Source organism: Endozoicomonas sp. ALC020, from assembly GCF_049275935.1.
Lineage (GTDB): Bacteria > Pseudomonadota > Gammaproteobacteria > Pseudomonadales > Endozoicomonadaceae > Endozoicomonas_A.
Genome location: NZ_CP184830.1, coordinates 2,508,327 through 2,529,176 on the forward strand (window position 1 = coordinate 2,508,327; position 20,850 = coordinate 2,529,176).

At 49.2% G+C, this 20,850-nt stretch carries 10 protein-coding genes; all 10 read left to right on the forward strand.

Annotated features, from left to right (window positions below):
• The first annotated feature begins 108 nt into the window (after window positions 1–108).
• The 10 genes from ACOJUO_RS08900 (at window position 109) to ACOJUO_RS08945 (ending at window position 20,830) form a co-directional block, all read left to right on the forward strand.
• Window positions 109–1,401 (forward strand): C2H2-type zinc finger protein, encoded by a 1,293-nt coding sequence (locus tag ACOJUO_RS08900; protein ID WP_422139567.1) that lies wholly within the window; start codon window positions 109–111, stop codon window positions 1,399–1,401.
• 325 nt (window positions 1,402–1,726) lie between these two features.
• Window positions 1,727–3,178 (forward strand): C2H2-type zinc finger protein, encoded by a 1,452-nt coding sequence (locus tag ACOJUO_RS08905; RefSeq protein WP_422139568.1) that lies wholly within the window; start codon window positions 1,727–1,729, stop codon window positions 3,176–3,178.
• Window positions 3,179–3,920: 742 nt separating this feature from the next.
• A complete protein-coding gene (locus ACOJUO_RS08910) occupies window positions 3,921–5,540 on the forward strand; it encodes a C2H2-type zinc finger protein (protein ID WP_422139569.1) in 1,620 nt (539 codons plus the stop codon).
• A 389-nt stretch (window positions 5,541–5,929) separates the two neighbouring features.
• The gene (locus ACOJUO_RS08915) at window positions 5,930–7,306 is read left to right on the forward strand and encodes a C2H2-type zinc finger protein (protein WP_422139570.1); all 1,377 of its coding nucleotides are present in this window, start codon (window positions 5,930–5,932) and stop codon (window positions 7,304–7,306) included.
• Between the two features lie 392 nt (window positions 7,307–7,698).
• Complete coding sequence (locus ACOJUO_RS08920) at window positions 7,699–9,150, forward strand: C2H2-type zinc finger protein (RefSeq protein WP_422136382.1); 1,452 nt, start codon at window positions 7,699–7,701, stop codon at window positions 9,148–9,150.
• 390 nt (window positions 9,151–9,540) lie between these two features.
• A complete protein-coding gene (locus ACOJUO_RS08925) occupies window positions 9,541–10,920 on the forward strand; it encodes a C2H2-type zinc finger protein (protein WP_422140063.1) in 1,380 nt (459 codons plus the stop codon).
• Between the two features lie 373 nt (window positions 10,921–11,293).
• Window positions 11,294–13,411: a C2H2-type zinc finger protein gene (locus ACOJUO_RS08930; RefSeq protein WP_422139571.1), complete on the forward strand. Its 2,118-nt coding sequence runs from the start codon at window positions 11,294–11,296 to the stop codon at window positions 13,409–13,411.
• 391 nt (window positions 13,412–13,802) lie between these two features.
• Complete coding sequence (locus ACOJUO_RS08935; protein WP_422139572.1) at window positions 13,803–16,073, forward strand: C2H2-type zinc finger protein; 2,271 nt, start codon at window positions 13,803–13,805, stop codon at window positions 16,071–16,073.
• A 391-nt stretch (window positions 16,074–16,464) separates the two neighbouring features.
• On the forward strand, window positions 16,465–18,411 hold the full coding sequence (locus ACOJUO_RS08940; protein WP_422139573.1) for a C2H2-type zinc finger protein: 1,947 nt from the start codon (window positions 16,465–16,467) through the stop codon (window positions 18,409–18,411).
• Between the two features lie 391 nt (window positions 18,412–18,802).
• Window positions 18,803–20,830 (forward strand): C2H2-type zinc finger protein, encoded by a 2,028-nt coding sequence (locus ACOJUO_RS08945; protein WP_422139574.1) that lies wholly within the window; start codon window positions 18,803–18,805, stop codon window positions 20,828–20,830.
• The last annotated feature ends 20 nt before the right edge of the window (window positions 20,831–20,850 follow it).

Genomic DNA, 20,850 nt, shown 5'->3' on the forward strand with positions numbered 1-20,850 from the left:
CGTTTTATCGTTGAGGTTAATCAGAATGGAGCTTCGATAAGCCAGAGTTTTTCTATAAAAACTGAGCCGGGCATATTAACTGTAATGCCAATGACCGACTGGAGGCTGATGCAAAACGAAGCATCACACATGACCAGCACAAACGGATATTCAGGGTCAGGCATGCTACCCGATGGCAAATCCTGTCGGCGAAACAAACTTCAGATCATCACTTTGATGTATGGAACGGGCGGCGGTAACTATTCCCAGACAACAGCGTCAGAGGATCATGGTCAGTCATTCAATAGACATTCAGAAAAATCGCATTATCTCTACGACAACGACCATAATGAAAGTTCGGGCCGACCCACTGACTCTCGACATAGCCTTGACAAAAATTGCCATGAACAGCCCTGTTGTAATCAACAAAGAGTCTGTATCTTCGCTCCTTCCACAAGTACCCGGTGTCCTTCAGCCTCAGATGACTCTTTCGCTTACACAACAGATGTCTATTTGCAAACAGGCGGTCAGGAATCTGGCCCGGTACACCATCCTGCTGAAAGTTCGACAGTTATCTCAGAAGCTGAAAGCACAACCGGTTCATCATTAAAATTAAATCCACCTCCTGTGAAAAAACAAAAGAAGGCAGGCGCCAAAAAATACCGATGTGATCACCTCGGCTGTGAAAAATCACTTAGCTCTCAAACCTCGTTTTACAATCACAAAAGTCAATATCACACCGGAGAACGAACCTGTCTCAAGTGCCAGAAGCCCCTGCCAAACGCTCATGCTCTGGCAGTTCACAAAAGAAAAGATCACTCCGGAGCGCAAACCTGCCCCGAGTGCCAGAAAACCTTGCCAAACAAAAAGGCCCTGTCGACTCACAAAACTCAATATCACACCGGAGAGAAAACCTGCCCTGATTGCGAGAAGACCGTGCCAAACGCGCAAGCCCTGTGGGATCACAAAAGAAAATATCACACCGGAGAACAAACCTGCCCTGAGTGCCAGAAGATCCTGCCGGACGCACAAGCCCTGTCGACTCACAAAAGAAAAGATCACACCGGAGAGCAAACCTGTCTTGAGTGCCAGAGGACCTTTGCAAACCTTCAAGCCCTGTCGGCTCACAAAAGTCAATATCACAGCGGAGAGCAAACCTGCCCTAAGTGCCAGAAGACCCTGTCAAACGCTCAAGCCCTGTGGATTCACAAAAGAAAAGAACACACCGGAGAGCAAACCTGCCCTGAGTGCCAGAAGACCCTACCAAACGCTCAAACGCTCTCTGTTCACAAAAGTCAATATCACACCGGAGAAAGAACCTGTCCTGAGTGCCAAAAGACCTTGCTAAACGCCCAAGCCCTGTCGAATCACAAAAGGCAACACCGTAAACGAAAGCTTGATGATGCAAAGTCAAGTGATTGATTTCTGCTTGTCACAGGCCGAGGAGGGAAAGGCACTGCACAGTTTGGGGTATGATCTGAAGTGCAATGCTCACGTCTATCTGTCTATCACCTGCGGGGGTATCGTCTATCCTCACTGCTCCTATCCCCGGAAAACAAAGGGTAGAGCCATTAAAAGTCTACTATCGCATGTATTGGTCTTTTTGCCTTTCGTCTGCCCGGTTGAGCCGCAGACTTGTGGTTTTATCGTAGAGGTTGATCAGAATGGGGCTTTGACAGGCCAGAGTTTTTCTATAAAAACTGAGCCGGGCCTATTAACTGCAACGCCAATGACTGATGGGAGGCTGATGCAAAACGAACCATCACATATGGTCAGCACAAAAGGATATTCAGGGTCAGGCATGCTACCCGATGACAAACCCTCCAGGAGAAACAAACTTCAGATCATCACTTTGATATACGGAACGGGCGGCGGTAACTATTCCCGGACAACAGAGTCAGAGGATCATGGTCAGTCATTCAATAGACATAGAGAAAAATCACATTATTTATACGACAACGACCATAATGATGAAAATTTGGGTCGGCCCACTGACTCACGACATAGCTTTGACAAGAATTGCCATGAACAGCCCTGTTGTAATCAACAGAGAGTCTGTATCTACGCTCCTTCCAAAAGTACCCGGTGTCGTTCAACCTCAGATGACTCTTTCGCTTGCGATGTCTATTTGCAAACAGGCGATCAGGAATCTGGCCCGATAAGCCATCCTGCTGAAGGTTCGATAGTTGTCTCAGGAGCTGACAGCACAACCGGTGCGTCATTAAAACTAAATCCACCACCTGCGAAAAAACAAAAGAAGGCAGGCTTCAAAAAATACCCATGTGATCAACCCGGCTGTGAAAAATCACTTGGCTCTCAAGCCTCATTGAACACTCACAAAAGGCAATATCACACTGGAAAGCAAAGCTGCCCTCGGTGCCAGAAAATCCTGCGAAACGCGAAAGTGCTGTCGGTTCACAAAAGAAAAGAACACACTGGAGAGCAAAACTGCCCTGAGTGCCAGAAGACCCTGCCAAACGCTCAAGCCCTGTCGGATCATAAAAGAAATTATCACACGGTAGAGCGAACCTGCCCTGAGTGTCAGAAGACCCTGCCAAGCGCTCAAGCCCTGTCGGCTCACAAAAGAAAAGAACACACCGGAGAGCAAACTTGCCCTGAGTGCCAGAAGACCCTGCCAAACGGTCCAGCCCTTTCGGCTCACAAAAGAAAAGAACACACCGGAGAGCAAACTTGCCCTGAGTGCCAGAAGACCCTGCCAAACGGTCCAGCCCTTTCGGATCACAAAAGAAAAGATCACAGCGGAGAGAAAACCTGCCCTGAGTGCCAGAAGACCTTGCCAAACGCAAAAGCCCTGTCAGTTCACAAAAGTCGATATCACACGGGAGAGCAAACCTGTCCTGAGTGCCAGAAGACCTTTGCAAACCTTCAGGCCCTGTCAGTTCACAAAAGAAAAGATCACAGCGGAGAGCAAACCTGCTCTGAGTGCCAGAAGCCCCTGCCAAACGCTCAAGCCCTGTCAGCTCACAAAAGTCAATATCACACCGGAGAGCGAACCTGCCCTGAGTGCCAGAAGATCCTGCGAAATGCGAAAGCGCTGTCGGTTCACAAAAGGAAAGAACACACCGGAGAGCAAACCTGCCCTGAGTGCCAGAAGCACCTGCCAAACGTCCAAGCCCTGTCGAATCACAAAAGACAACACCGAAAACGAAAACTTGATGATGCAAAGTCAAGTGAATGATTTCGACTTGTCACAGGCTCAGGACGCAAGGGCACTGAGCACGTTTGAGCATGATCTTAAGTGCAATGTTCACGTCCATCGCGGGTTGACTGATAACAAAAAGACATGGGAAGAAATTTTCTTCACCAAGCAGTACTTAAACCTTATTTTTTGACATCCTCCCCGCCGTGAAGAGGGTGTCGCAAAACTCTGGTTCCCGCCTTCACCCCCGTCATTCCCGATTTCATTCTCGTCATTCCCGCGAAGGCGGGAATCCACACTGACTCACCACCAGAACCATACTGCCCGGTGCTCCCCTGGCCTTGTCATCCCCGAGAAGGCAGAGATCCACCGTTGGCGCTGGATTCCCGCCTTCGCGGGAATGACGAACTCAGAGCATGGGAACGCGCTGTTGGAGTTTTGCGACACCCTCTCAAAGTACGGGGTTTTGCGCTAATTCGATAAGCCAGTTGGTTATCTATCTACGCTTTGTAACTCCTATAGAGCTTGCAAGCACTGAAAAACTGCCAAACTTCTTCTCGTCTATCCTCACTGCTCCTATCCATAGAAATCAGAGGATAGAACCATTAAAAGTCTACTCTCGCCCGTATTGCTCTTTGTACCTTTCGTCTGCCTGTTTGAGTCGCAGACTTACCGTTTAGTCGTTGAGGTTAATCAGAATGGGGCTTCGACAGGCCAGAGTTTTTCTATAAAAACTGAGCCGGGCCTATTAACTGCAATGCCAATGATTGATGGGAGGCTGATGCAAAACGAACCATCACACATGATCAGTACAAACGGATATTCGGGGCCGGGCATGCTACCGGATGACAAACCCTCAAGGCGAAACAAACTTCAGATCATCACTTTGATGTACGGAACAGGCGGCGGTAACTATTCGCGGAAAACGGGGTCAGAGGATCATGGTCAGTCAGTCAATAGACATTCAGAAAAATCGCACTATCTATACGATAACAACCATAATGATGAAAGTTCGGGCCGACCCACAGACTCCCGACATAGCTTTGACAAAAATTGCCATGAGCAGCCTTGTTGTAATCAACAAAGAGTCTGTATCTTCGCTCCTTCAACAAGTACCCGATGTCGTTTAAACTCAGATGACTCTTTCGATTGCACAACAGATGTCTATTTGCAAACAGGCGATCAGGAATCTGGCCCGGTGAGCCATCCTGCTGAAGGTCCGACAGTTGTCTCAGGAGCTGAAAGCACAATCGATTCATCATTAAAATTTAATCCACCATCTGCGAAGAAACAAAGGAAGGCGGGTGCCAAAAAATACCTATGTGATCAACCCGGCTGTGAAAAATCACTTGGTTCTCAAGCCTCATTGAACACTCACAAAAGGCAATATCACACTGGAAAGCAAAGCTGCCCTTCGTGCCAGAAGTCTCTACCAAGCGCACAAGCCCTGTCGGCTCACAAAAGAAAAGATCACACCGGAGTGCAAATCTGTCCAGAGTGCCATAAGACCTTGCCAAACGCTCAAACCCTGTCTGTTCACAAAAGTCTGTATCACACCGGAGAGAAAACCTGTCCTGAGTGCCAAAAACCCCTGCCAAACGCTCATGCCCTGGCGGTTCACAAAAGAAAAGGTCACGCCGGAGAGCAAACCTGCCCTGAGTGCCAGAAGACTCTGTCAAATGCGAATGCCCTGTCGGTTCACAAAAGTCAATATCACACCGGAGAGCAAACCTGCTCTGAGTGCCAGAAGACCTTGCCAAACGCAAAAGCCCTTTCGGCTCACAGAAGAAAAGATCACACCGGAGAGAAAACCTGCCCTGAGTGCCAGAAGCCCCTGCCAAACGCTCAAGCCCTGGCGAATCACAAAAGAAAAGATCACACCGGAAAGCAAACCTGCCCTGAGTGCCTGGAGACTCTGCCAAACGCTCAAGCCCTTGCGATTCACAAAAGAAATGCTCACGCCGGAAAGCAAACCTGCCCTGAGTGCCAGAAGACCTTGGCAAACGTTCAAGCCCTGTGGGTTCACAAAAGAAAAGATCACACCGGAAAGCAAACCTGCCCTGAGTGCCAGAAAACCCTGCCACACGTTCAAGCCCTGTCGGTTCACAAAAGCCAATATCACACCGGAGAGAAAACCTGCCCTGAGTGCCAAACGACCCTGCCATATGCTCAAGCCCTGTCGGTTCACAAAAGTCAATATCACACCGGAGAGAAAACCTGCCCTGAGTGCCAGAAGACCCTGCCACACGTTCAAGCCCTGTCGGTTCACAAGAGCCAATATCACACCGGAGAGAAAACCTGCCCAGAGTGCCAGACGACAGTGCCACACGCTCAAGCCCTATCGAATCACAGAAGGCAACACCGGAAACGAAAGCTTGATGATGCAAAGCCAAGTGATTGATTTCTGCTTGTTTCAGGGTCAGGAGGTAAAGGCACTGCAAACGTTTGGGCATGATTTGAAGTGCAATACTCACGTCTATCGTCTATCACCAGCGGCGGTTAACCGATGACAAAAAGACAGGAAGGCAATAGAGCTTGCCAACATTGAAAAGCTTCCAAACTTCCTATCGTCTATCCTCACTGCTCCTATCCCCGGAAAAAAAGGATAGAAACATTAAAAGTCTACTCTCATACGTATTGGTCTTTTTGCCTTTCGTCTGCCCGGTTGATCCACAGACTTATGGTTTTATCGTTGAGGTTGATCAGAATGAGGCTTCGACAAGCCAGAGTTTTTCTATAGAAACTGAGCCGGGCCTATTAACTGCAATGCCAATGACTGATGGGAGGCTGATGCAAAACGAACCATCACTCATGATCAGCACAAACGGATATTCGGGGTCAGGTATGCTACCCGATGACAAACCCTGTCGGCGAAACAAACTTCAGATCATCACTTTGATGTACGGAACGGGCGGCGGTAACTATTCCCGGAAAACGGGGCCAGAGGATCATGGTCAGTCATTCAATAGACATTCAGAAAAACCGCATTATCTATACGACAACGACCACAATGATGAAAATTCGGGTCGGCCCACCGACTCCCGGCATAGCCTTGACAAAAATTGCCATGAACAGCCCTGTTGTAATCAACAAGGAGTCTGTATCTTCGCTCCTTCCGCAATTACCCGATGTCGTTCAGCCTCAGATGACTCTTTCACTTGCACAACAGATGTCTATTTGCGAACAGGCGATCAGGAATCTGGCCCGGTAAGCCATCCTGCTGAAGGTCTGACAGTTGTCTCAGGAGCTGACAGCACAACCGGTTCATTATTAAAATTAAATCCACCACCTGCGAAAAAACAAAGGAAGGCAGGCTCCAAAAAATACCGATGTGATTACCCCGGCTGTGAAAAATCACTTGGCTCTCGAACCTCGTTGTACAATCACAAAAGTCAATATCACACCGGAAAACGAACCTGTCCAGAGTGCCAGAAACCCCTGCCAAACGCTCAAGCCCTGGTGGTCCACAAAAGAAAAGATCACACCGGACAGCAAACCTGCCCTGAGTGCCAGAAGACCTTTGCAAACATTCAATCCCTGTTGACTCACAAAAGTCAATATCACACCGGAGAGAAAACCTGTCCTGAGTGCCAGAAGCCCCAGCGAAACGCTCAAGCCCTGGCGTTTCACAAAAGAAAAGATCACACCGGAGAGAAAACCTGCCCTGTGTGCCAGAAGACCCTGCCAAATGCGAATGCCCTGTCGGCTCACAAAAGTCGATATCACACTGGCGAGCAAACCTGCCCTGAGTGCCAGACGAGCCTGTTACACGCTCAAGCCCTGTCGGATCACAAAAGTCGATATCACACCGGAGAACAAACCTGCCCTGAGTGCCAGACGACCCTGGCACACGCTCATGCTCTGTCGGTTCACAAAAGTCAATATCACACAGGAGAGAAAACCTGCCCTGAGTGCCAGACGACCCTGGCACACGCTCAAGCCCTGTCGGTTCACAAAAGAAAAGATCACAGCGGGGGGCAAACCTGCCCTGAGTGCCAGACGACCCTGGCACACGCTCATGCCCTGTCGGTTCACAAAAGTCAATATCACACCGGAGAGAAAACCTGCCCTGAGTGCCTGAAGACCCTGCCACACGCTCAAGCCCTATTGAATCACAGAAGGCTACACCGGAAACGAAAGCTTGATGGTACAGAGTCAAGTGATTGATTTCTGCTTGTCACAGTCTCAGGAGGGAAGAGCACTGCACACGTTTGGGCATGATCTGAAGTACAATGCTCAGGTCTATCTGTCTATCAGCAGCGGCGGTTAACCGACGACATAAAGACATGAAAGGCAATAGAGCTTGCCAACATTGAAAAACTCCCAAACTTCCTATCGTCTATCCTCACTGCTCCTATCCCCGGTAAAAAAAGGATTGAACCATTAAAAGTCTCCTCTCGCACGTATTGGTCTTTTTGCCTTTCGTCTGCCCGGGTGAGCCACAGACTTATCGTTTTATCGTTGAGGTTGATCAGAATGAGGCTTTGACAAGCCAGAGTTTTTCTATAAAAACTGAGCCGGGCCTATTAACTGCAATGCCAATGACTGATGGAAGGCTGATGCAAAACGAACCATCACACATGATCAGCACAAACGGATATTCGGGGTTAGGCATGCTACCCGATGACAAGCCTTCCAGGCGAAATAAACTTCAGATGATCACTTTGATGTACGGAACGGGCAGCGGTAACTATTCCGGGACAACAGGGTCAGAGGATCATGGTCAGTCATTCAATAGACATTCAGAAAAATTACATTATTTATACGACAACGACCATAATGATGAAAATTCGGGTCAGCCCACTGACTCCCGGCATAGCTTTGACAAAAATTGTCATGAACAGCCCTGTTGTAATCAACAAGGAGTCTGTATCTTGGCTCCTTCCACGATTACCCGGTGTCGTTCAACCTCAGATGACTCTTTCGCTTGCGATGTCTATTTGCAAAAAGGCGATCAGGAATCCGGTCCGGTCAGCCATCTTGCTGAAGGTCCGACAGTTGTCTCAGGAGCTGACAGCACCACCGGTGCTTCATTAAAATTAAATCCACCACCTGCGAAAAAACAAAGGGAGGCAGACTCCAAAAAATACCGATGTGAGCGCCCCGGCTGTGAAAAATCACTTGGCTCTCAAACCTCATTGTACAATCACAAAAGTCAATATCACACCGGAGAACGAACCTGTCCTGAGTGCCAGAAGCCCCTGCCAAACGCTTATGCCCTGAGGGCTCACAAAAGAAAAGATCACACCGGAGAGCAAACCTGCCCTGAGTGCCAGAAGACCCTGCCAAACGCTCAAGCCCTGTCGAATCACAAAAGTCAATATCACAGCGGAGAGAAAACCTGCACTGAATGCCAGAGGCCTCTGCCAAACGCTCAAGCCCTGTGGGCTCACAAAAAAAAAGATCACACCGGAAAGCAAACCTGCCCTGAATGCCTGGAGACTCTGCCGAACGCTCAAGCCCTGTGGGTTCACAAAAGAAAAGATCACACCGGAAAGCAAACCTGCCCTGGGTGCCAGAAGACCCTGCCAAACGCTCAAGCCCTAACGGTTCACAGAAGTCTATATCACACCGGAGAACAAACCTGCCTTGACTGCCAGAAGACCCTGCCAAACGCGAAAGTTCTGTCGGCTCACAAAAGAAAAGAACACATCGGAGGGCAAACTTGCCCTGAGTGCCAGAGGCTCCTGCCAGACCCTCAAGCTCTGTCGGAGCACAAAAGAAAAGAACACACCGGAGAGCAAACTTGCCCTGAGTGCCAGAAGACCCTGTCAAATGCCAATTCCCTGTCGGTTCACAAAAGTCAATATCACACCGGAGAACAAACCTGCCTTGAGTGTCAGAAGACTCTGCCAAACGCGAAAGCCCTTTCGGGTCACAGGAGAAAAGATCACACTGGAGAGCAAACCTGCCCTGAGTGCCAGAAGACCCTGCCAAACGCTCTAGCCCTGTCGAATCACAAAAGGCAACACCGGAAACGAAAGCTTGATGGAGCAAAGTCAAGTGATTGATTTCTGCTTGTCACAGTCTCAGGAGGGAAGGGCACTGCACACGTTTGGGTATGATCTGAAGTGCAATGCGCAGGTCTACCTGTCTATCACCAGCGGTGGTTAACCAACGACAAAAAGACATGGAAGGCACTAGAGCTTGCCAACATTGAAAAGCTCCCAAACTTCTATCGTCTATCCTCATTGCTCCTATCCCCGGAAAAAAAGGATAGAACCATTAACAGTCTACTCTCGCACGTATTGGTCTTTTTGCCTTTCGTCTGCCCGGTTATGCCACAGACTTATCGTTTTATCGTTGAGGTTGATCAGAATCAGGCTTCGACAAGCCAGAGTTTTTCTATAAAAACTGAGCCAGGCCTATTCACTGCAATGCCAATGGCTGATGATAGGCTGATGCAAAACGAACCATCACACATGATCATCACTTTGATGAAAGGAACGGGCGGGGGTAACTACTCCCAGACAACAGAGTCAGAGGATCATGGTCAGTCATTCAATAGACATTCAGAAAAATCACACTATTTATACGACAACGACAATAATGATGAAAATTCGGGTCGGCCCACTGACTCCCGACATAGCTTTGACAAGAATTGCCATGAACAGCCCTGTTGTAATCAACAGAGAGTCTGTATCTATGCTCCTTCCAAAAGTAACCGGTGTCGTTCAACCTCAGATGACTCTTTCGCTTGCGGTGTCTATTTGCAAACAGGCGATCAGGAATCTGGCCCGGTAAGCCATACTGCTGAAGCACCGATAGTTGTCTCAGGAGCTGACAGCACAACCGGTGCGTCATTAAAATTAAAACCACCACCTGCGAAAAAACAAAAGAAGGCAGGCTTCAAACAATACCGATGTGATCACCCCGGCTGTGAAAAATCATTTAGCTCTCAAGCCTCGTTGAACAATCACAAAAGTCAATATCACACCGGAGAACGAACCTGCCCTGATTGCCAGAAGCCCCTGCCAAACGCTTATGCCCTGACGGTTCACAAAAGAAAAGATCACAGCGGAGAGCAAACCTGCCCTGAGTGCCAGAAGCCCCTGCCAAACGCTCAAGCCCTGTCGGCTCACATGAGTCAATATCACACCGGAGAGCAAACCTGCCCTGAATGCCAGAAGACCCTGCCAAGCGCTCAAGCTCTGTCAACTCACAAAAGAAAAGAACACACCGGAGAACAAACCTGCCCTGAGTGCCAGGAGACCCTGCCAAACACTCTAGCCCTGTCGAATCACAAAAGAAAAGAACACACCGGAGAGCAAACCTGCCCTGAGTGCCAGAAGACCCTGGCAAGCGCTCAAGCCCTGTCGAATCATAGAAGAAAAGATCACACCGGGGAGCAAACCTGCCCTAGGTGCCAGAAGACCCTGCCAAACGCTCAAGCTCTGTCGTCTCACAAGAGTCAATATCACACCGGAGAGCAAACTTGCCCTGAGTGCCAGAAAACCCTGGCAAGCGCTCAAGCCCTGTCGAATCACAAAAGAAAAGAACACACCGGAGAGCAAACCTGCCCTGAGTGCCAGAAGACCCTGGCAAGCGCTCAAGCCCTGTGGGTTCACAAAAATCAATATCACACCGGGGTGCAAACTTGTCCCGAGTGCCAGAAGTCTCTGCCAAGCGCTCAAGCCCTGTCGGGCCACAAAAGTCAATTTCACAGAGGAGAGCAAACCTGCCTTGAGTGCCAAAAAATCCTGCCAAACTCCGGCGCTCTGTCAAATCACAAAAGACAACACCGGAAGCGAAAGCTTGAAGATGCAAAGTCAAGTGATTGATTTCTGCTTGTCTCAGGGCCAGGAGGGAAAGGCACTGCACACGTTTGAGTATGATCTGAAGTGCAATGCTCACGTCTATCTGTCTATCACCTGCGGGGCTTAAACGATGACAAAAAGACATGGAGGGCAATAGAGCTTGCCAAGATTGAAAAGCTCCCAAACTTCTATCGTCTATCCTCACTGCTCCTATCCCCGGAAAACAAAGGATAGAACCATTAACAGTCTACTCTCATACGTGTTGGTCTTTTTGCCTTTCGTCTGCCCGGTTGTGTCACAGACTTATCGTTTTATCATTGAGGTTGATCAGAATCAGGCTTTGACAAACCAGAGTTTTTCTATAAAAACTGAGCCGGGCCTATTAACTGCAATGCCAATGACTGATGGGAGGCTGATACAAAACGAACCATCACACATGGTCAGCACAAACGGATATTCTGGTTCAGGTATGCTACCCGATGACAAACCTTGTCGGCGAAACAAACTTCAGATCATCACTTTGATGTACGGAACGGGCGGCACTGACTATACCCGAACAACAGAGTCAGAGGATCATGATCGGTCATTCAATAGACATTCAGAAAAATCAAATTATTTATACGACAATGACCATAATGATGAAAATTCAGGTCGGCCCAACGAATCCCGACATAGCCTTGACAAAAATTGCCATGAACAGCCCTGTTGTAATCAACAAAGAGTCTGTATCTTCGCTCCTTCCACAAGTACCCGGTGTCGTTCAGCCTCAGATGACTCTTTCACTTGCGATGTCTATTTGCAAACAGGCGATCAGGAATCTGGCTCGGAAAGCCATTCTGCTGAAAGTTTGACAGTCGTCTCAGGAGCTAACAGCACAACCGGTGCGTCATTAAAATTAAATCCACCACCTGCGAAAAAACAAAGGAAAGCAGGCCCCAAAAAATACCGATGTGATTACCCAGGCTGTGAAAAATCACTTGGCTCTCAAACCTCATTGTACAATCACAAAAGTCAATATCACACCGGAGAACGAACCTGTCCTGAGTGCCAGAAGACCCTGCCAAACTCTCAAGCCCTGTCGGTTCACAAAAGAAAAGATCACACCGGAGAGAAAACTTGTCCTGAGTGCCAGAAGACCCTGCCAAACGCTCAAGCCCTGTCGGTTCACAAAAGAAAAGATCACACCGGAGAGAAAACCTGTCCTGAGTGCCAGAAGACCCTGCCAAACGCTCAGGTCCTGTCGTTTCACAAAAGAAAGGAACACACCGGAAGGCAAACCTGCCCTGAATGCCAGAAGACCCTGTCAAACTCGACAGCCCTGTCGACTCACAAAAGTCGATATCACAGCGGAGAGCAAACCTGCCCTGAGTGCCAGAAGCCCTTGCCAAACGTGAAAGCCCTGATGGTTCACAAAAGAAAAGAACACACCGGAGAACGAACCTGTCCTGAGTGCCAGAAGACCTTGGCAAACAGTCAGGCCCTGTCGGCTCACAAAAGTCGATATCACACCGGAGAGAAAACCTGCCCTGAATGCCAGAAGACCCTGCCAAACACTCAAGCCCTGTGGGATCATAAAAGAAAATACCACACCGGAGAACAAACCTGCTCTGAGTGCCAGAAGCCCCTGCCAAACGCTCAAGCTCTGTTGATTCACAGAAGAAAAGATCACAGCGGAGAGCAAACTTGCCCTGAGTGCCAGGAAACCCTGCCAAACACTCTAGCCCTGTCGAATCACAAAAGAAGAGAACACACCGGAGAGCAAACCTGCCCTGAGTGCCAGAAAACCCTGGCAAGCGCTCAAGCCCTGTCGACTCACAAAAGCCGATATCACAGCGGAGAGCAAACCTGCCCTGAATGCCAGACGACCCTGCCACACGCCTATGCCCTGTCGACTCACAAAAGCCGATATCACAGCGGAGAGCAAACCTGCCCTGAGTGCCAGAAGACCCTGCCAAACGCTCAGGCCCTGTTGGTACACAAAAGAAAAGATCACACCAGAGGGCAAACTTGCTCTGAGTGCCAGAAGCTCCTGCGAAACCATCAAGCTCTGTCGAAGCACAAAAGTCGATATCACAGTGGAGAGCAAACCTGCCCTGAGTGCCAGAAGACCCTGCCACACGCTCGAGCCCTGTCGGTTCACAAAAGTCGATATCACAGTGGAGAGCAAACCTGCCCTGAGTGCCAGAAGACCCTGCCACACGCTCGAGCCCTGTCGGTTCACAAAAGTCGATATCACACCGGAGAGAAAACCTGCCCTGAGTGCCAGAAGACCCTGCCACACGCTCTAGCCCTGTCGGTTCACAAAAGAAAAAAGCACAGCGGAGAGCAAACCTGCCCTGAGTGCCAGAAGACTCTGCCGAACGCTCAACTCCTGTCGACTCACAAAAGAAAAGAACACACCAGGGAGCAAACCTGCTCTGATTGCCAGAAGATCCTGCCAAACGTTCAAGCTCTGGTAAATCACAAAAGACAACACCGGAAACGAAAGCTTGAAGATGCAAAGTCAAGTGATTGATTTCTGCTTGTCACAGGCTCAGGAGGGAAGGGCACTGCACACGTTTGGGTATGATCTGAAGTGCAATGCGCAGGTCTATCTGTCTATCACCAGAGGCGGTTAACCGATGACAAAAAGACATGGAAGGCAATAGAGCTTGCCAACATTGAAAAACTCCCAAACTTCCTATCGTCTATCCTCACTGCTCCTATCCCCTGAAAAAAAGGATAGAACCATTAAAAGTCTACTCTCGCACGTATTGGTCTTTTTGCCTTTCGTCTGCCCGGTTGAGCCACAGACTTATGGTTTTATCGTTGAGGTTGATCAGAATGAGGCTTCAACAAGCCAGAGTTTTTCTATAAAAACTGAGCCGGGCCTATTATCTGCATTGCCAATGACTGATGGAACGCTGATGCAAAACGAACCATCACACATGATCATCACTTTGATGTACGGAACGGGCGGCAATAACTATTCCCGGGTAACAGAGTCAGAGGATCATGGTCAGTCATTCAATAGACATTCAGAAAAATCACATTATTTATACGACAATGACCATAATGATGAAAATTCGGGTCGGCCCACTGACTCCCGACATAGCTTTGACAAGAATTGCCATGAACAGCCCTGTTGTAATCAACAAAGAGTCTGTATCTACGTTCCTTCCAAAAGTACCCGGTGTCGTTCAACCACAGATGACTCTTTCGCTTGCGATGTCTATTTGCAAGCAGGCGATCAGGAATCTGGCCCGGTAAGCCATCCTGCTGAAGCACCGACAGTTGTCTCAGAAGCTGACAGCACAACCGGTGCGTCATTAAAATTAAAACCACCACCTGCGAAAAAACAAAGGAACGCAGGCTCCAAAAAATACCGATGTGATCACCCCGGCTGTGAAAAATCACTTAGCTCTCAAAACTCGTTGTGCAATCACAAAAGTCAATATCACACCGGAGAACGAACCTGCACTGATTGCCAGAAGTCCCTGCCAAACGCTTATGCCCTGACGGTTCACAAAAGAAAAGATCACACCGGAGAGAAAACCTGCCCTGAGTGCCAGAAGACCCTGGCAAACGCAAAAGCCCTGTCGGATCACAAAACTCGATATCACACCGGAAAGCAAACCTGCCCTGAGTGCCAGAAGCCCCTGCCAAACGCTCAAGCCCTGGCGGTTCACAAAAGAAAAGAACACACCGGAGAGAAAATCTGTCCTGAGTGCCAGAAGACCCTGGCAAGCGCTCAAGCCCTGTCGAATCACAAAAGTCGATATCACACCGGAGAGCAAACCTGCCCTGAGTGCCAGACGACCCTGGCAAGCGCTCAAGCCCTGTTTAATCACAAAAGCCGATATCACAGCGGAGAGCAAACCTGCCCTGAGTGCCAGAAGACCCTGGCAAGCGCTCAAGCCCTGTCTAATCACAAAAGCCGATATCACAGCGGAGAGCAAACCTGCCCTGAGTGCCAGAAGACCTTGGCACATGCTCGAGCCCTGTCGGTTCACAAAAGTCAATATCACACCGGAGAACAAACCTGCCTTGAGTGCCAGAAGACTCTGCCAAACGCGAAAGCCCTTTCGGCTCACAGAAGAAAAGATCACACCGGAGAGAAAGCCTGCCCTGAGTGCCAGAAGCACCTGCCAAACCCTCAAGCCCTGTCGAATCACAAAAGAAAAGAGCATACCGGAAAGCAAACCTGCTCTGAGTGCCAGAAGACTCTGCCAAACGCGAAAGCCCTGTCGAATCACAAAAGAAAAGCACACACTGGAGAGCAAACCTGCCCTGAATGCCAGGAGACCTTGCCAAATAGTCTAGCCCTGTCGAATCACAAAAGAAAAGATCACACCGGAAAGCAAACCTGCCCTGAGTGCCAGAAGACCCTGCCAAACGCTCAAGCCCTGTCGGTTCACAAAAGTCAATATCACACCGGAGAACAAACTTGCCTTGAGTGCCAGAAGACTCTGCCAAACGCGAAAGCCCTTTCGGCTCACAGAAGAAAAGATCACACCGGAGAGCAAACCTGCCCTGATTGCCAGAAGCCCCTGCCAAACGCGAAAGTCCTGTTGGCTCACAAAAGAAAAGATCACAGCGGAGAGCAAACCTGCCTTGAGTGCCAGAAGACCCTGCCAAACGTTCAAGCTCTGTCGGAGCACAAAAGTCGATATCACAGAGGAGAGCAAACCTGCCATGAGTGTCAGAAGACTCTGCCAAACCCTCAAGCCCTTTCGGCTCACAAAAGAAAAGAACACACAGGAGAGCAAACTTGCCCTGAGTGCCAGAAGCTACTGCCAAACTCTCAAGCTCTGGTAAATCACAAAAGTCAATATCACAGTGGCGAGCAAACCTGCCCTGAGTGCCGGAAGACCCTGCCACACGCTCAAGCCCTGTCGACTCACAAAAGAAAAGAACACAGCGGAGAGCAAACCTGCCCTGAGTGCCAGAAGACCCTGGCAAGCGCTCAAGCCCTGTCGAATCACAAAAGTCGATATCACACCGGAGAGCAAACCTGCCCTGAGTGCCAGAAGACCCTGGCAAGCGCTCAAGCCCTGTCGAATCACAAAAGTCGATATCACACCGGAGAGCAAACCTGCCCTGAGTGCCAGGCGCTACTGCCAAACAATCAGGCTCTGTCGAATCACAGAAGACAACACCGGAAACGAAAGCTTGAAGATGCAAAGTCAAGTGATTGATTTCTGCTTGTCACAGGCTCAGGAGGGAAAGGCACTGTACACGTTTGGGTATGATCTGAAGTGCAATGCTCACGTCTATCTGTCTACCACCAGCGGCGGTTAACCGATGAAAAAAAGACATGGAGGGCAATAGAGCTTGCCAACATTGTAAAGCCCCCAAACTTCTATCGTCTATCCTCACTGCTCCTATCCCCAGAGAACAAAGGATAGAACCATTAACAGTCTACTCTCGTACGTATTGGTCTTTTTGCCTTTCGTCTGCCCGGTTGTGCCACAGACTTATCGTTATATCGTTGAGGTTGATCAGAATCAGGCTTCGACAAGCCAGAGTTTTTCTGTAAAAACTGAGCCGGGCCTATTATCTGCAATGCCAATGACTGATGGGAGGCTGATGCAAAACGAACCTTCACACATGATCATCACTTTGATGTACGGAACGGGCGGCGGTAACTATTCCCGGGTAACAGAGTCAGAGGATCATGGCCAGTCATTCAATAGACATAGAGAAAAATCACATTATTTATACGACAACGACCATAATGATGAAAATTCGGGTCGGCCCACTGACTCCCGACATAGCTTTGACAAGAATTGCCATGAACAGCCCTGTTGTAATCAACAGAGAGTCTGTATCTACGCTCCTTCTAAAAGTACCCGGTGTCGTTCAACCTCAGATGACTCTTTCGCTTGCGATGTCTATTTGCAAACAGGCGATCAGGAATCTGGCCCGGTAAGCCATCCTGCTGAAGCACCGACAGTTGTCTCAGGAGCTGACAGCACAACCGGTTCATCATTAAAATTAAATCCACCACCTGCGAAAAAACAAAAGAAGGCAGGCTTCAAAAAATACCGATGTGATCACCCCGGCTGTGAAAAATCACTTAGCTCACAAAACTCGTTGTGCAATCACAAAAGCCAATATCACACCGGAGAACGAACCTGCCTCAAGTGCCAGACGACCCTGCCAAACGCTCAAACCCTTTCGGATCATAGAAGAAAATATCACACCGGGGAACAAACCTGCCCTGAGTGCCAGAAGACCCTTCCAAGCGCTCAAGCCCTGTCGTATCACAAAAGCCGATATCACAGCGGAGAGCAAACCTGCCCTGAGTGCCAGAAGAACTTGGCACATGCTCGAGCCCTGTCGGTTCACAAAAGTCAATATCACACCGGAGAACAAACCTGCCTTGAGTGCCAGAAGACTCTGCCAAACGCGAAAGCCCTTTCGGCTCACAGAAGAAAATATCACACCAGAGAGCAAACCTGCCCTGAGTGCCAGAAGACCCTGGCAAGCGCTCAAGCCCTGTGGGTTCACAAAAGAAAAGATCACACCGGAGAGAAAACCTGCCCTGAGTGCCAGAAGACTCTGAAAAACCCTCAGGCCCTGTCGAATCACAAAAGAAAAGAGCACACCGGAGAGCAAACCTGCCCTGAGTGCCAGAAGACCCTGGCAAGCGCTCAAGGCCTGTCAAATCACAGAAGCAAACATCACAGCGGAGAGCAAACCTGCCCTGAATGCCAGACGACCCTGCCACACGCTCAAGCCCTGTTGCATCATAGAAGAAAAGAGCACACCGGAGAGCAAATCTGCCCTGAGTGCCAGAAGACCCTGTCAAACGCTCAAGCTCTGTCGGCTCACAAAAGTCATTATCACACCGGAGAGCAAACCTGCCCTGTGTGCCAGAAGACCCTGCCAAATGCTCAAGCCCTGGCGAATCACAAAAGAAAAGAACACACCGGGGAGCAAACCTGCTCTGATTGCCAGAAGACCTTGCCAAACACTCAAGCCCTGTCGACTCACAAAAGAAAAGAACACAGCGGAGAGCAAAACTGCCCGGAGTGCCAGAAGACCCTGTCAAACGTTCAAGCCCTGTCGACTCACAAAAGTCGATATCACAGCGGAGAACAAACCTGCCCTGAGTGCCAGAAGACCCTGCCAAACGCTCAAGCCCTGTCGACTCACAAAAGAAAAGAACACACCGGGGAGCAAACCTGCTCTGATTGCCAGAAGACCCTACCAAACACTCAAGCCCTGTGGGGTCATAAAAGAAAATACCACACCGGAGAACAAACCTGTCCTGAGTGCCAGAAGCTCCTGCCAAACTATCAAGCTCTGTCGGAGCACAAAAGTCGATATCACAGCGGAGAGCAAATCTGCCCTGAGTGCCAGAAGACTCTGCCAAACGCTCAAGTCCTGTCGAATCACAAAAGAAAAGAACACACTGGGGAGCAAACCTGCTCTGATTGCCAGAAGATCCTGCCAAACGTTCAAGCTCTGGTAAATCACAAAAGACAACACCGGAAACGAAAACTTGAAGATGCAAAGTCAAGTGATTGATTTCTGCTTGTCTCAGGGTTAAGGGAGAAAGGCACTGCACACGTTTGGGTATGATCTGAAGTGCAATGATCACGTCTATCTGTCTACCACCAGCGGCGGTTAACCGATGACAAAAAGACATGAAAGGCAATAGAACTTGCCAACATTGAAAAACTCCCAACCTTCCTATCGTCTATCCTCAGTGCTCCTATCCCCGGAAAAAAAGGATAGAACCATTAAAAGTCTACTCTCGCACGTATTGGTCTTTTTGCCTTTCGTCTGCCCGGTTGAGCCACAGACTTATGGTTTTATCGTTGAGGTTGATCAGAATGAGGCTTCAACAAGCCAGAGTTTTTCTATAAAAACTGAGCCGGGCTTATTAACTGCAATGCCAATGACTGATGGGAGGCTGATGCAAAACGAACCATCACACATGATCATCACTTTGATGTACGGAACGGGCGGCGGTAACTATTCACGGATAACAGAGTCAGAGGATCATGGTCAGTCGTTCAATAGACATTCAGAAAAATCACATTATTTATACGACAACGACCATAATGATGAAAATTCGGGTCGGCCCACTGACTCACGACATAGCTTTGACAAGAATTGCCATGAACAGCCCTGTTGTAATCAACAGAGAGTCTGTATCTACGCTCCTTCCAAAAGTATCCGGTGTCGTTCAACCTCAGATGACTCTTTCGCTTGCGATGTCTATTTGCAAACAGGCGATCAGGAATCTGGCTCGGAAAGCCATTCTGCTGAAAGTTTGACAGTCGTCTCAGGAGCTGACAGCACAACCTGTGCGTCATTAAAATTAAAACCACCACCTGCGAAAAAACAAAGGAAGGCAGGCTCCAAAAAATACCGATGTGATCACCCCGGCTGTGAAAAATCACTTAGCTCTCAAAATTCGTTGTGCAATCACAAAAGCCAATATCACACCGGAGAACGAACCTGCCCTGATTGCCAAAAGCCCCTGCCAAACGCTCAAGCCCTGATGGTTCACAAAAGAAAAGATCACACCGGAGAGAAAACCTGCCCTGAGTGCCAGAAGACTCTGCCAAACGCTCAAGCCCTGTCGGTTCATAAAAGAAAAGAACACACCGGAGAGCAAAACTGCCCTGAGTGCCAGAAGACCTTGGCAAACAGTCTTGCCCTGTCGGCTCACAAAAGTCAATATCACACCGGAGAGAAAACCTGCCCTGAATGCCAGAAGACCCTGCCAAACACTCAAGCCCTGTGGGTTCACAAAAGAAAAGAACACACCGGAAAGCAAACCTGCCCTGGGTGCCAGAAGACCCTGCCAAACGCTCAAGCCCTGGCGGTTCACAAAAGAAGAGAGCACACCGGAGAGCAAACCTGCCCTGAGTGCCAGAAGACCTTGGCAAACAGTCAGGCCCTGTCGGCTCACAAAAGTCAATATCACAGCGGAGAGAAAACCTGCCCTGAATGCCAGAAGACCCTACCAAACACTCAAGCCCTGTGGGATCATAAAAGAAAGTACCACACCGGAAAACAAACCTGCCCTGAGTGCCAGAAGATCTTGGCAAATAGTCAGGCTCTTTCGACTCACAAAAGTCAGTATCACACTGGAGAGAAAACCTGCCCTGAATGCCAGAAGGCCCTGCCAAACACTCAAGCCCTGTGGGATCATAAAAGAAAATACCACACCGGAGAACAAATCTGCCGTGAGTGCCAGAAGCCCCTGCCAAACGCTCAAGCTCTGTTGATTCACAGAAGAAAAGATCACAGCGGAGAGCGAACTTGCCCTGAGTGCCAGAAGACTCTGGCAAACACTCTAGCCCTCTCGAGTCACAAAAGAAAAGAACACAGCGGAGAGCAAACCTGCCCTGAATGCCAGACGAGACTGCCACACGCTCAAGCCCTGTCGACTCACAAAAGAAAATATCACACCGTAGGGCAAACTTGCTCTAGGTGCCAGAAGCTCCTGCCAAACCATCAAGCTCTGTCGGAGCACAAAAGTCGATATCACAGAGGAGAGCAAACCTGCCATGAGTGTCAGAAGACTCTGCCAAACAATCAAGCCCTTTCGGTTCACAAAAGAAAAGATCACACCGGAGAGCAAACCTGCCCTGAGTGCCAGACGACCCTGCCACACGCCCAAGCCCTGTCGAATCATAGAAGAAAAGAACACAGCGGAGAGCAAACCTGCCTTGGATGCCAGAAGACCCTGCCAAACGTTCAAGCTCTGTCGGAGCACAAAAGTCGATATCACAGAGGAGAGCAAACCTGCCCTGAATGCCAGAAGACCCTGCCAAACGCTCAAGCCCTGTCGGATCACAAAAGAAAATATCACACCGGAGAGCAAACCTGCCCTGAGTGCCAGGCGCTACTGCCAAACATTCAGGCTCTGTCGAATCACAGAAGGCAACACCGGAAACGAAAGCTTGAAGATGCAAAGTCAAGTGATTGATTTCTGCTTGTCTCAGGGTT

Coding starts and splice junctions, on each gene's coding strand:
- ACOJUO_RS08945 (WP_422139574.1), top strand. CDS start 18,803: ATGCAAAACGAACCATCACACATGATCATCACTTTGATGTACGGAACG.
- ACOJUO_RS08930 (WP_422139571.1), top strand. CDS start 11,294: ATGACTGATGGGAGGCTGATACAAAACGAACCATCACACATGGTCAGC.
- ACOJUO_RS08900 (WP_422139567.1), top strand. CDS start 109: ATGCAAAACGAAGCATCACACATGACCAGCACAAACGGATATTCAGGG.
- ACOJUO_RS08915 (WP_422139570.1), top strand. CDS start 5,930: ATGCAAAACGAACCATCACTCATGATCAGCACAAACGGATATTCGGGG.
- ACOJUO_RS08935 (WP_422139572.1), top strand. CDS start 13,803: ATGCAAAACGAACCATCACACATGATCATCACTTTGATGTACGGAACG.
- ACOJUO_RS08920 (WP_422136382.1), top strand. CDS start 7,699: ATGCAAAACGAACCATCACACATGATCAGCACAAACGGATATTCGGGG.
- ACOJUO_RS08925 (WP_422140063.1), top strand. CDS start 9,541: ATGCAAAACGAACCATCACACATGATCATCACTTTGATGAAAGGAACG.
- ACOJUO_RS08905 (WP_422139568.1), top strand. CDS start 1,727: ATGCAAAACGAACCATCACATATGGTCAGCACAAAAGGATATTCAGGG.
- ACOJUO_RS08940 (WP_422139573.1), top strand. CDS start 16,465: ATGCAAAACGAACCTTCACACATGATCATCACTTTGATGTACGGAACG.
- ACOJUO_RS08910 (WP_422139569.1), top strand. CDS start 3,921: ATGCAAAACGAACCATCACACATGATCAGTACAAACGGATATTCGGGG.